Raw genomic sequence first — 11662 nt, forward strand, 5'->3', positions numbered from 1 at the left:
GCCCGATCACCTGATCACCGTCGTACGGGACCGAGGCGTTTGCCGTGCAGGCGAAGAGGCGCTTGCCGTACCGACGAAAGGGAGCAAGATCCCGTGTCCGCAGTCTCCGACCGCCTACCGACCTTCCCCTGGGACAAGCTCGAGCCGTACAAGAAGACGGCCGCGGCCCACCCGGACGGCATCGTCGACCTCTCCGTCGGCACCCCGGTCGACCCGGTCCCCGAGCTGGTCCAGAAGGCCCTGATCGACGCGGCCGACTCCCCGGGCTACCCGACGGTGTGGGGCACCCCCGCACTGCGTGCCGCGATCACCGGCTGGCTGGAGCGCCGCCTGGGCGCCCGCGAGGTCACCGACCGCCACGTCCTGCCGATCGTCGGCTCCAAGGAGCTGGTGGCCTGGCTGCCGACCCAGCTGGGCCTCGGCCCGGGCGACAGGGTGGCTCACCCTCGCCTGGCCTACCCGACCTACGAGGTCGGTGCCCGCCTGGCCCGCGCCGACCACGAGGTCTACGACGATCCGCGCGAGCTGGACCCGGCGAACCTGAAGCTCCTCTGGCTGAACTCGCCCTCCAACCCCACCGGCCGGGTGCTGGGCAAGCAGGAACTGACGGAGATCGTCGCCTGGGCCCGCGAGCACGGCGTGCTGCTCTTCTCCGACGAGTGCTACCTGGAGCTGGGCTGGGAGGCCGACCCGGTCTCGGTCCTGCACCCCGACGTCAACGGTGGCTCCTACGACGGCATCGTGGCCGTCCACTCCCTCTCCAAGCGCTCGAACCTGGCCGGCTACCGTGCGGCCTTCCTGGCGGGCGATCCGGCCGTCCTCGGCCCCCTGCTGGAGATCCGCAAGCACGGCGGCATGATGACCTCGGCGCCGACGCAGGCGGCGGCGGTGGCGGCCCTGGGCGACGACGAGCACGTCCACGTCCAGCGCGAGCGCTATGCGGCCCGCCGTGCGCTCCTGCGCGATGCCCTCGTGGGCCACGGCTTCCGCATCGAGCACAGCGAGGCCAGCCTCTACCTGTGGGCCACCCGCGACGAGTCCTGCTGGTCCACGGTCGCCCACCTGGCCGACCTGGGCATCCTGGTCGCCCCCGGCGACTTCTACGGCGAGGCGGGCGAGAGGTTCGTGCGCGTGGCGTTCACGGCGACGGACGAACGGGTGCGGGCGGCGGTGGCCCGCCTCGGGGCGTAGGCCCGCCTCGGGGCGTAGGCCCGCCTCGGGGCGCAGGCCACGGTCCGGGGGCACGGGCGGGCGCCCGTCGGCGCCCGCCAGGCGCAACCGCCGGATCCGCCACGCGCAAGCGCCGGATCCGCCACGCACAACGGCCGGACACAGAGCGACGGGGTCCAGGGAACTCCCCGGACCCCGTCGCCGTCAGGTCAGCAACGGCCGAGCTCAGCCGGCCAGCGGCGCCACGCCGTTCACCGGCAGCCCGCCCTTGCCGATGGAGCCCGTCGACAGGCCGCTCTTGGTCGCGGTGGCCGCGGTCTCCCCGAGGGTGCTCCCCACGGTCCCGACCGCAGTCCCCGCGGTCTTCTGCACGGTGGGCGTCGCCTTCTTCGCGGCACCGCCGGCGGTCTTGCTCACGGTCGGGACCGCCTTCTTGACCGCCTGGGTGCTCGCGTCACCCGCGACGCCGGTGACGTGCGTCGTCGCACCGTCGACGGCGGTGCCGGCGTTCGCCGTGTCCAGGGCGGTCAGACCACTCAATTCCGGGGTGGTCGCCGGCAGGTTAGTGGCCGCGCCGGCAGAGCCGGCCGCACCGACCCCGGCAGCCGCTCCTGCTGCGACGATCAGCGCGGCACGGGCGATCCGGCGGGTCAGAGGGAGGGACATGATGCTCCATTCGACGGGAGATTGCGGTGGTGGTGTCCGGTCTCGGACGCCGTGACTACCGCTCGAAGCCGACGAAGGTTGCGGACGTCGAAGGTAAAGAATGGGTAACGCATCGCATTATCGGTTGTGGATAAAAACGGGCAAAGGGAGCCCGTCCAAGATCATGCAGAATCCTTACGGCCCTTGACTTGCCGGGGATTTCGCCAACATGCCGAAATTCCCGGGGAAACGCGCCCGTCCCGAGGCCGCGCAACCCCGCCGGGTGAGGGCCCGTACTACTGTCCGGTCACGATCCGGACCGCCCCCGCGGACACCTCCGCACCACCGGCCCCCTGCGAGCCGGCCGTGTGCCACTCGCCGTCGCTCCCGGTCCACTCCCGGCCCGCGTACACCACCCGGTCGATGTGCAGCCCCGAGGAGTTGGCGACGGCCCAGTGCGCCAGCTGCCAGCCCCGCTCCCGCTCCCCGCGCCCGGTCGCATCCGTCTTCGTGCCCTCGGGCACCGGCACGGTCACCGTCCGCCCGTGCGCGGTCGCCGTCACGCTCGGGGACGGCGAGGGCGAGGGCACCGCGGTGCCGCCCACCTCCGCGCCGGTCTCCTGCAGCGCATCCCGCCCGAAGTCCCGTACCAGCGCGGCCCGTACCGCGTCGGGGCCGGTCGCCGTCGCCGTGCGCTCCTGGCGCCCGTCGCAGGTCAGCGTGGCCGCCGCGCGCCCGGTCAGGGCCGCCGCAAGGAGCGTGGCGTCGGGTTCATGCTTCGCGTACGCCTCCGGGTAACCGCTGCGCTGCACCCGCTGGGCGGCCACCGTCAGCGGCAGGTCGGTGTAGTTCGGCACCTTCGCCAGGTGCGCGTAGAAGATGCCCGCCGCGTAGTCCGGGTCCATGATCTGCTGCTCGGTGCCCCAGCCCTGCGAGGGCCGCTGCTGGAACAGGCCCAGGGAATCCCGGTCGCCGTGCTCGATGTTGCGCAGCCCCGACTCCTGCAGGGCGGTGGCCAGCGCGATGGACACCGCGCGCTCGGGCATGCCCCGCCCGCTGCCGACGGCGGCGATCGTCGCCGCGTTCGCCGCCTGCTCGGGCGTGAACTCGTACGACGTCCCGTCGCCCGTGCCGGAGATCACCTTGCACCCGGGCGCACCCCCGCCCCCGGCGACGTACTGCACCACCAGGTAGGCGGCGACGGCGGACAGGACCAACAGCGCCGCACTGATACGCAGGAGGCGGCCGCGGCGCTTGGGGCGAGTGGGGGACGGCTCTGGCACGCGTACAAGGTACTGGAGCCCTGCGCGCCCCTCGCGCCCGGTCCTTGGAGCCGCGCTGCCCCGGGCCCCGCCGGCCGCGCGCTAGGGTCGGAGCCATGGCCGACACCTCGCTTGACCTCACGCTGGACGCCGCCGCGCTCACTGCGCAGCTGGTCGACTTCGCCTCCGAGAGCGGTACCGAAAAGCCCCTCGCGGACGCGATCGAGGCCGCCCTGCACGCCCTGCCGCACCTGACAGTCGAGCGGTACGGCAACAACGTGGTCGCCCGGACGGGCCTGGGCCGCGCGGAGCGGGTCGTCCTGGCCGGCCACATCGACACGGTGCCGATCGCCGGCAACGTGCCCTCGCGGCTGGACGAGGACGGCGTGCTGTGGGGCTGCGGCACCTGCGACATGAAGTCCGGCGTGGCCGTCCAGCTGCGCATCGCGGCGACGGTCCCCGCCCCCAACCGGGACCTGACCTTCGTGTTCTACGACAACGAGGAGGTCGCCGCCGAGCTCAACGGCCTCAAGCACGTCTCCGAGGTCCACCCGGAGTGGCTGCAGGGCGACTTCGCGGTCCTGCTGGAGCCCTCCGACGGGCAGGTCGAGGGCGGCTGCCAGGGAACCCTGCGGATGCTGCTGAAGACCACGGGCGAGCGGGCCCACTCGGCGCGCGGCTGGATGGGCTCCAACGCCATCCACGCGGCGGCCCCCATCCTCGACCGGCTGGCCGCCTACGAGCCCCGGTGGCCGGTCATCGACGGCCTGGAGTACCGCGAGGGCCTGAACGCGGTGGGCATCTCCGGGGGAGTGGCCGGCAACGTCATCCCGGACGAGTGCGTGGTCACGGTCAACTTCCGCTACGCCCCCGACCGCACCGAGGAGGAGGCCGTCGCCCACGTCCGCGAGGTGTTCGCGGACTGCGGGGTGAGCGAGTTCGTGGTCGACGACCACAGCCCCGGCGCGCTGCCCGGCCTCTCCCACCCGGCCGCGGCGGCCTTCATCGAGGCGGTGGGCGGCACCCCGATGCCCAAGTACGGCTGGACGGACGTCTCCCGCTTCTCCGCGCTCGGTATCCCCGCAGTCAACTACGGACCGGGCAATCCGCACTTGGCGCACAAGCGGGACGAAAGGGTCGAAGTGGCGAAGATCCTCGCGGGCGAGGAGCGCCTGCGGAACTGGCTGACGGCGTAAGGATCCCGTACGGCGCTTCACGGCGGACATGCTCACGTCCCCCCTCCGTAACCCGCGTAGATCTAGGCTGAGGTCGAACTACCGGCAAGCGGAGGGAGCGCACATGGCTACCGGAAACCCCGAGGGGAAGAAGCAGCCGCCGGACGAGCAGCGGCTCGGACCGGTCCTCCGACGGCGCGGTCAGGTCACGCCGAGCACGACCGACCAGCGGCTGCTCGACGCGGGCGGCCCCTCGGACTGGGTCCACACGGACCCCTGGCGGGTTCTGCGCATCCAGTCGGAGTTCATCGAGGGCTTCGGCACCCTCGCCGAACTCCCGCCCGCCATCAGCGTGTTCGGGTCGGCGCGTACGCCCGTGGACTCGTCGGAGTACGACGCGGGGGTGCGGCTCGGCCGGGGGCTCGTGGAGGCCGGCTGGGCGGTGATCACCGGCGGTGGGCCGGGCGCCATGGAGGCGGCCAACAAGGGGGCGTGCGAGGCGGGCGGCATCTCGGTCGGCCTCGGCATCGAGCTGCCCTTCGAGCAGGGGCTGAACCCGTACGTCGACATCGGCCTGAACTTCCGGTACTTCTTCGTCCGGAAGATGATGTTCGTGAAGTACGCACAGGGCTTCGTCGTCCTCCCGGGCGGCCTCGGCACCCTCGACGAACTCTTCGAGGCTCTCACCCTGGTCCAGACCCAGAAGGTCACACGCTTCCCGATCGTGCTGTTCGGCAGCGAGTACTGGGGCGGGCTGGTGGACTGGCTGAAGAACACGCTGGTGGCCCAGGGCAAGGCGGCCGAGAAGGATCTGCTGCTGTTCCATGTCACGGACGACGTGGAGGAGGCGGTGGCCCTGGTCTCCAAGGAGGCGGCCCGCTAACCGCCCCTTGTCCCATCCATCCACCCACCCGCCTCGCCGAGCTCGAGGGCAGGGGCTCGGTACCTTTCCCACCCATCCACCTCCCGCCCGCCTCGCCGAGCCGAGAAGCGAGCCCCCGGGCTCGGCGGGCCGGGAGGGGGCGGGGCTTTGCGGGGCGGGGGGTGGGGGGTGGGGCTGAGACCGGGGGCTGGGTGGGGCGGTGTTTTTGCCAGCCAGCCAGTCAGCCAGTCAGTCAGCCAGTCAGTCAGCCGGCCGACCAGCCGGCCGGGACCGGTGATGTGGGTGGGCGGGGGGAGGTCCAGGGGGCGGAGCCCCCGTGTGCTCAGGCCAGACCCCGCCGAGCCACCGCAGGCGGGCGGTGCCCGGCGATCGTCGCCACCATCTCCAGCACCTGCCGTGTCTCGGCCACCTCATGCACCCGGTACACCTGCGCCCCCAGCCACGCCGACACCGCCGTCGTGGCCAGCGTCCCCAGCAACCGCTCCTTCACCGGCCGGTCCAGCGTCTCCCCCACGAAATCCTTGTTGGACAGGGACACCAGCACCGGCCACCCCGTGGCGACCATCTCGTCCAGCCGCCGCGTCGCCTCGAGACTGTGCCGCGTGTTCTTCCCGAAGTCGTGCCCCGGATCGATCAGCACCGACTCCCGGGGCACCCCCAGCGCCACCGCCCGCTCCGCAAGCCCCAGGGTCACCTTCAGGATGTCGTCCACGACGTCGTCGTACGTCACCCGATGCGGCCGGGTGCGCGGCTGCACACCTCCCGCGTGCGTGCACACCAGCCCCACCCCGTACCGCGCGGCAACCTCCGCCAGCCCCGGGTCCACCCCGCCCCACGCGTCGTTCAGCAGATCCGCCCCGGCGTCGCACACCGCCTCGCCGACCTCCGCCCGCCACGTGTCCACACTGATGATCACGTCCGGGAAGCGCCGCCGTACCTCCGCGACGAAACCGACCGTCCGCCGCGCCTCCTCCTCGGCCGTGACCTCCTCGCCCGGCCCGGCCTTCACCCCGCCGATGTCGATGATCGCGGCGCCCTCGGCCACCGCCCGCTCCACGCGTGCGAGCGCCGGCTCGTCGCGGAACGTGGCCCCCTGGTCGTAGAAGGAGTCCGGGGTCCGGTTCACGATCGCCATGATCACCGGTTCGTGCGGCCCGAATTCCCGCCTGCCCAGCCTGAGCATCCGCTGTGACCTCTCCTAGTACTTTCCGCAGTACAGCCGCCTGCGACCCTAACTGTCAGACTCGCATGGCACGATCGGTCCTGAGAGATTCGGCTTCCGGCACATCGAGCGTGGGGACCTCTAGCGATGGTTATGTTCTTGTTCCTGGTCGTCGCCCTCGCTGTCGTGGTGGCCGCGGTGACACTCGCCGTGGTGGGCGGTGGCGAGAGCGGCCCGCTGCCCGAGGTGGCCCCGGAGCGGCTGCAGGACCCGCTGCCCGCGGACCGCCCGGTCCACAGGGCGGACGTGGAGAGCCTGCGCTTCCCGCTGGCCCCGCGCGGCTACCGCATGGCCGACGTGGACGACGCGCTCGGCCGCCTCGGCGCGGAACTGGCCGAGCGGGACGCCCGAATCGCCGACCTGGAGTCCGCCCTGGCCGGCGCCCGCGCCGCCGCGCACGCCCGGCTGGACAAGCCCGGCCGGGAGGAGGAGCAGCGATGAGCGACGGAGCGGCCCTCGCCGGGCCCGACGGCGCGCTGCGCTGCCCCTGGGCCCTGTCCACCGAGGACTACGTCTCGTACCACGACGAGGAGTGGGGCCGTGCCGTCCACGGCGACGACGCCCTCTTCGAGCGGCTCAGCCTGGAGGCCTTCCAGTCGGGCCTGTCCTGGATCACGATCCTGCGCCGCCGCCCCGGCTTCCGGGCGGCCTTCGCCGGCTTCCGGATCGAGAAGGTCGCCGTGTTCACGGACGAGGACCGCGAGCGGCTGCTGGCCGACCCGGGCATCATCCGCAACCGCGCCAAGGTCGACGCGACACTCGCCAACGCGCGCGTGCTCGCCGACTGGGCGGAGGGCGACCTGGACGACCTGATCTGGTCCCACGCCCCCGACCCGTCCGGCCGCCCCGCGCCGAAGACCCTGTCCGACGTCCCCGCGGTCACCCCGGAGTCCACGGCCCTGTCCAAGGCGCTCAAGAAGCGCGGCCTCAGATTCGTCGGCCCGACCACGGCGTACGCCCTGATGCAGGCGTGCGGGCTGGTCAACGACCATCTGGAAGCGTGCGTCAGCCGAAACAGCCCGTCCGGCGTTTGAGGATGAGGCCGCAAGGCCGACGGGGGGCTGGGGGCGCAGCCCCCGGGAGCATGCACCCCCGCCGGCCCGCAGGCCGACTCAGCGGCCCAGATACTTCGGCTTCTCCTTGTTCACGAACGCCTGCACCGCGATCGTGTGGTCCTCGGACTGTCCCGCCCGCGCCTGCAGCTCGTCCTCCTTCTCCAGCGTCTCGGCGAGGGAGTGCGTCATCCCGTAGGCCATCGCCTCCTTGATCGCCGAGTACGCCACGGTCGGCCCCTCGGCCAGCGCCCGCGCCACCTTCTCCGCCTCGGCGCGCAGTTCGGCGGCGGGCACCACCCGGTTGGCGATGCCCAGCTCCAGCGCGTCCTGGGCGCTGATGCTGCGCGGGAAGAGCAGCAGGTCGGCGGCGCGGCCCGGGCCGACGACCCGCGGCAGCGTCCAGGAGATGCCGGAGTCCGCGGTCAGGGCGACACCCGCGAAGGAGGTGTTGAAGGCCGCGGAGTCGGCCACCACCCGGTAGTCCGCGGCGAGCGCGAAGCCGAAGCCGGCCCCGGCCGCCACCCCGTTCACCGCGGCGACCACCGGCTTCGGTGCCCCGGCAAGGGCCTTCACGATCGGGTTGTAGTGCTCCTTGACCGTGCTCATCGTCTGCCGGGACCCGGTCTCCCGGTCGGAGACGAGCAGCCCGATGTGCTCCTTGAGGTCCTGGCCCACGCAGAAGGCCCGGTCGCCCGCGGCGGTCAGCAGGATCGCCCGTACGGCGGTGTCCCCGGCCGCGGACTGCGCCGCCTCCCGCAGAGCGACCTTGGTCGCGATGTTCAGCGCGTTCATCGCCTCGGGGCGGTTCAGCGTGATCGTCGCGAGTCCGTCGCTCACCTCGTAGAGCACGGTGTCGGCCATGTGGCATCCCCTCTGGTGTCGCGGCTGGTGACGTACCGCTCAGTACGTCGCTGTCCGAAGGACAGCATGGCGGAGATCGCGGTCCAGGGGCCGGACCGGACGTGTGACCTGCGTCAAAGAAAATCGGAGCGGAGTCGGCCGGGGGGTGTCCGGGCGGCGGAGCAGTATCGCAGTCACATCGCCGAATTGAGTGGTTTTGCTCGCGCGCGTTGCCCAAGCGATGCCGACTGATGTTGGTCATCGGGTCCTGGGATGCGGGATAATGGCTGGGAAGCAATGTGTTCGATGCCGGTGTCACATGTCCGTTCCGGACCGTGGATGCCCTGCCAGGGGGCCGTCGGCAGACGATGAGCTGGTTTCAGGAAGGGGAACGAGCATGGCGGCCATGAAGCCGCGGACGGGCGATGGCCCGCTCGAGGTGACCAAGGAGGGGCGGGGCATCGTCATGCGCGTTCCGCTCGAAGGCGGCGGTCGACTCGTCGTCGAGCTGACCCCCGACGAGGCCAAGGCGCTCGGCGAGGCCCTTGAGAAGGTCACCGTCTGACGCGCTGACGATCTTGTCCTTGCGGTTGCCCCGGCGTCGTACGCGTAGGTGCGTGCGGTGCCGGGGCAACTGCATGTGCGGGGTGCGGTACGACGGCGCCGCCGCCGTCACCGCTTGACGGCGCACAGCAGCCCGTCGCCCACCGGCAGCAGCGACGTCACCAGCTCCTGACTCTCGCGCACCGTGCGCAGCAGCTCCCGCAGCCGCAGCACCTCGGTCGGCTGCGGCCCCGAGTCGACCGTACGGCCGTTGGCGAAGACTCCCTCGAAGACCACCAGGCCCCCCGGTCGCAGCAGGCGCAACGATTCAGCGAGGTAGTCCGAGTACTCCTGCCGGTCCCCGTCGCAGAACACGAGGTCGTAGCCGGCGTCCGCGAGCCGCGGCAGCACCTCCAGGGCGCGGCCGGGGATGAACCGTGCGCGGTTGCTGGCGAAGCCGCAGGCCCGGAACGCCTGCCGCGCGAACTGCTGGTGCTCCGGCTCCGGATCGACCGTGGTGAGCACCCCGTCCGGGCGCATCCCGTGCAGCAGATGGATCCCGGACACCCCGCAGCCGGTGCCGATCTCCGCGACCGCCTTCGCGTCCACGGAGGCGGCGAGCAGTCGCAGCGCGGCGCCCGCGCCGGGCGACACCGAGCGCAGCCCTGCCTCCCGGGCCCGGTCACGGGCCCAGCGCAGCGCTTCGTCCTCGGCGACAAAGGCGTCGGCGAACGCCCAGCTCGTCTGCCGGTTGCCGGTAATGACCCTCTCCCGTCCCCCACTGGATGCCTCGGCGTGACTGTATCCGTTGGGCCCGGGAACCCGCAGATGGGACCGGGCGTTTAAAGGGATGAGCCGGTGGCCCGGGACGCGACGGGGGGTAAGAGGTGGAACAGGACGCCGAGCACATGCTGACGCAGCCGTATGAGCCGTATCAGCGCGTATCAAATTCTCGTAAAACCGCTTATCCGGAGCTAACGGGCGAGGTGGCTATGGTAGGGACTCCACTGGACACCACCAGAGCCGACAGGGGAGGTGCGGCTGCGCCTGTGGATCGGGGAGGAGTGCTACGGCGCTTCCTCGGATCGGCAGGGAGGCCGAAATCCGTGAACGACACTGCTGCTGACAGCCACGCCACCGGCTTCGCCGCTGGCGACACCCAGACCGCGACCTTCACCACCGACGCGGACGGGCAGGCATGGACTCCGCCCACGTGGGAGGAGATCGTCAGCACGCACAGCGGCCGGGTCTACCGCCTCGCCTACCGCCTCACGGGCAACCAGCACGACGCCGAGGACCTGACCCAGGAGGTCTTCGTCCGCGTCTTCCGTTCCCTGTCGACGTACTCTCCGGGGACCTTCGAGGGCTGGCTGCACCGCATCACCACCAACCTCTTCCTGGACATGGTCCGGCGCAAGCAGCGCATCCGCTTCGACGCCCTCGGTGAGGACGCGGCCGAGCGCCTGCCCAGCCGTGAGCCCACCCCGCAGCAGGTCTTCAACGACGCCCACTTCGACGCGGACGTCCAGCAGGCCCTGGACACCCTCGCGCCCGAGTTCCGCGCCGCGGTCGTCCTGTGCGACATCGAAGGACTGTCCTACGAGGAGATCGCCGCGACCCTCGGCGTGAAGCTCGGCACGGTCCGCTCCCGCATCCACCGCGGCCGCTCCCAGCTGCGCAAGGCCCTGGCCCACCGTGCGCCCGAGTCGCGCAAGGCCGAGCGGCGCTCCTTCATGCCCCGCGTTCCCGCTCTGGGGGGAGGGGGCGCGACCGCGTGAGTGGATCACGACCGAAGGCTGCTCAGGCGCACCTCGCGGAGCAGCACCTGGGAGACCGGCTCTCCGCCCTCGTGGATGGAGAGCTGGGTCATGAGTCGCGCGAGCGCGTCCTCGCCCACCTGGCCACGTGTGCCCGGTGCAAGGCGGAGGCGGACGCCCAGCGCCGACTGAAGAACGTGTTCGCGGAGGCAGCCCCGCCGCCGCCCTCGGAGAGCTTCCTGGCCCGCCTCCAGGGCCTTCCCGCCGGTGGTGACGCCGACGCCGACGGCACCGCATCGACCGGGGGAGGACTCTTCGGACGAGGCCCGGACGCCGGGGTCTTCGGAGTGCGGCGCGACGAGCGCTTCGAGTTCGGCTACGTGCCCGTGGGTCCGCACGCCGGCGTCGCTCCCGCTCCCGCGGAGCGCGGTTTCCGGATCCATCCCGTCGGCCGGCCCGACGCCGACCGCTCCGCCTCGCGCGGACTGCGGTTCGCGTTCGCCGCCGCCGGCGCGGTGTCGCTGGCCGCCCTCGCCCTCGGCGGCGTGACCACCGCCATCCCCGGCGACGTGTCCGCGGACACCCGCTCCGGCTCCGGCTCCGGCAATGTGATCCCGACGCGCTCGGCCGGCACCGGCGCGGGGGCGGCGGTGACACCCGACACCCAGCGACGGCGCTCGCTGGGGCCGCTGCTCGCCCAGGGCGGCGGCCTGCTCGGCCAGACGACGGCGGCGCCGACCTCCATGTCCGCACCGCTCGTGCCCGGCATGCCGAACCCGGCCCCCGGACTGGTTCTGGACGCCGTGCACGACCTGACCACGCCGGTGATGGCCGGTGCGGCCGCGGTCTCGCCGCTGATACGCCCGCTGAGCCAGATCTCGCCGTTCCCCACGGCCTCCTGGACCACGGCCCCCCGGCCGGTCGGTCCCGGTCTGCTGTCCGCCCCCGTCCCAGACACCACCTCGGCTCCGTCCGCCCCCTCCACCCCGTCCGTCCCCCCATCCGCCTCCTCCCCTCACGCACCCTGACCGGCCACTGCGCCCCGGTCGCGGAACCTGGTTGAATCCTGTGAGACCGTGCCCGCGGCGGCGACCCGGGCACGGAATTCGA

Annotated in this window: 13 protein-coding genes; 8 read left to right on the plus strand and 5 right to left on the minus strand. The window is 72.2% G+C overall.

Annotated features, from left to right (window positions below; translation table 11 throughout):
* The first annotated feature begins 93 nt into the window (after positions 1 to 93).
* Positions 94 to 1191 carry a bifunctional succinyldiaminopimelate transaminase/glutamate-prephenate aminotransferase gene (locus tag AB0H32_RS28060; protein ID WP_361125633.1) on the plus strand — a complete coding sequence of 366 codons (1098 nt, stop codon included), beginning with the start codon at positions 94 to 96 and terminating at the stop codon, positions 1189 to 1191.
* A 204-nt stretch (positions 1192 to 1395) separates the two neighbouring features.
* Here the strand turns inward: AB0H32_RS28060 and AB0H32_RS28065 are convergent, their stop codons facing one another.
* Positions 1396 to 1836: an ATP-binding protein gene (locus AB0H32_RS28065; RefSeq protein WP_361125636.1), complete on the minus strand. Its 441-nt coding sequence runs from the start codon at positions 1834 to 1836 to the stop codon at positions 1396 to 1398.
* A gap of 275 nt (positions 1837 to 2111) precedes the next feature.
* Positions 2112 to 3098 (minus strand): heavy metal transporter, encoded by a 987-nt coding sequence (locus AB0H32_RS28070; RefSeq protein WP_361125639.1) that lies wholly within the window; start codon positions 3096 to 3098, stop codon positions 2112 to 2114.
* 95 nt (positions 3099 to 3193) lie between these two features.
* Here AB0H32_RS28070 and dapE point away from each other — a divergent pair, with 95 nt between their 5' ends.
* Entirely contained in the window at positions 3194 to 4273 is a 1080-nt protein-coding gene (gene dapE / locus AB0H32_RS28075; RefSeq protein ID WP_361125642.1) for a succinyl-diaminopimelate desuccinylase, read from the plus strand.
* 103 nt (positions 4274 to 4376) lie between these two features.
* On the plus strand, positions 4377 to 5135 hold the full coding sequence (locus AB0H32_RS28080; protein ID WP_361125644.1) for a TIGR00730 family Rossman fold protein: 759 nt from the start codon (positions 4377 to 4379) through the stop codon (positions 5133 to 5135).
* Between the two features lie 322 nt (positions 5136 to 5457).
* Here AB0H32_RS28080 and folP read toward each other — a convergent pair whose 3' ends face one another.
* A complete protein-coding gene (gene folP, locus AB0H32_RS28085) occupies positions 5458 to 6318 on the minus strand; it encodes a dihydropteroate synthase (RefSeq protein WP_361125647.1) in 861 nt (286 codons plus the stop codon).
* Positions 6319 to 6444: 126 nt separating this feature from the next.
* Between folP and AB0H32_RS28090 the strand changes: the two genes are divergently transcribed.
* Positions 6445 to 6798 carry a DivIVA domain-containing protein gene (locus AB0H32_RS28090; protein WP_361125650.1) on the plus strand — a complete coding sequence of 118 codons (354 nt, stop codon included), beginning with the start codon at positions 6445 to 6447 and terminating at the stop codon, positions 6796 to 6798.
* A complete protein-coding gene (locus AB0H32_RS28095) occupies positions 6795 to 7391 on the plus strand; it encodes a DNA-3-methyladenine glycosylase I (protein ID WP_361125653.1) in 597 nt (198 codons plus the stop codon). The genes AB0H32_RS28090 and AB0H32_RS28095 overlap by 4 nt, the downstream gene beginning before the upstream one ends.
* Before the next feature lie 78 nt (positions 7392 to 7469).
* Here AB0H32_RS28095 and AB0H32_RS28100 read toward each other — a convergent pair whose 3' ends face one another.
* Complete coding sequence (locus tag AB0H32_RS28100) at positions 7470 to 8273, minus strand: enoyl-CoA hydratase-related protein (protein ID WP_361125656.1); 804 nt, start codon at positions 8271 to 8273, stop codon at positions 7470 to 7472.
* A gap of 376 nt (positions 8274 to 8649) precedes the next feature.
* Between AB0H32_RS28100 and AB0H32_RS28105 the strand changes: the two genes are divergently transcribed.
* On the plus strand, positions 8650 to 8817 hold the full coding sequence (locus AB0H32_RS28105; protein ID WP_003985072.1) for a DUF3117 domain-containing protein: 168 nt from the start codon (positions 8650 to 8652) through the stop codon (positions 8815 to 8817).
* A 107-nt stretch (positions 8818 to 8924) separates the two neighbouring features.
* On the opposite strand, the gene AB0H32_RS28110 is transcribed toward AB0H32_RS28105, so the two are convergent.
* On the minus strand, positions 8925 to 9623 hold the full coding sequence (locus AB0H32_RS28110) for an O-methyltransferase (protein WP_361125729.1): 699 nt from the start codon (positions 9621 to 9623) through the stop codon (positions 8925 to 8927).
* Between the two features lie 236 nt (positions 9624 to 9859).
* On the opposite strand from AB0H32_RS28110, the gene sigE reads away from it, so the two are divergent.
* Together sigE and AB0H32_RS28120 are read left to right on the plus strand one after the other, a co-directional pair.
* Complete coding sequence (sigE, locus tag AB0H32_RS28115) at positions 9860 to 10573, plus strand: RNA polymerase sigma factor SigE (RefSeq protein WP_361125732.1); 714 nt, start codon at positions 9860 to 9862, stop codon at positions 10571 to 10573.
* Positions 10570 to 11580, plus strand: coding sequence for an anti-sigma factor (locus AB0H32_RS28120; RefSeq protein ID WP_361125659.1), 1011 nt, complete (start codon positions 10570 to 10572; stop codon positions 11578 to 11580). Before sigE ends, AB0H32_RS28120 begins: the two co-directional genes overlap by 4 nt.
* Positions 11581 to 11662 lie beyond the last annotated feature (82 nt).

The sequence above is a fragment of the Streptomyces sp. NPDC020362 genome (genome assembly GCF_040642095.1).
GTDB lineage: Bacteria > Actinomycetota > Actinomycetes > Streptomycetales > Streptomycetaceae > Streptomyces.

Bases quoted from the DNA above. Each gene is read 5' to 3' on its own strand.
- AB0H32_RS28065 (WP_361125636.1), bottom strand. From the start codon at position 1,836: ATGTCCCTCCCTCTGACCCGCCGGATCGCCCGTGCCGCGCTGATCGTC.
- dapE (WP_361125642.1), top strand. From the start codon at position 3,194: ATGGCCGACACCTCGCTTGACCTCACGCTGGACGCCGCCGCGCTCACT.
- AB0H32_RS28080 (WP_361125644.1), top strand. From the start codon at position 4,377: ATGGCTACCGGAAACCCCGAGGGGAAGAAGCAGCCGCCGGACGAGCAG.
- folP (WP_361125647.1), bottom strand. From the start codon at position 6,318: ATGCTCAGGCTGGGCAGGCGGGAATTCGGGCCGCACGAACCGGTGATC.
- AB0H32_RS28090 (WP_361125650.1), top strand. From the start codon at position 6,445: ATGGTTATGTTCTTGTTCCTGGTCGTCGCCCTCGCTGTCGTGGTGGCC.
- AB0H32_RS28095 (WP_361125653.1), top strand. From the start codon at position 6,795: ATGAGCGACGGAGCGGCCCTCGCCGGGCCCGACGGCGCGCTGCGCTGC.
- AB0H32_RS28100 (WP_361125656.1), bottom strand. From the start codon at position 8,273: ATGGCCGACACCGTGCTCTACGAGGTGAGCGACGGACTCGCGACGATC.
- AB0H32_RS28105 (WP_003985072.1), top strand. From the start codon at position 8,650: ATGGCGGCCATGAAGCCGCGGACGGGCGATGGCCCGCTCGAGGTGACC.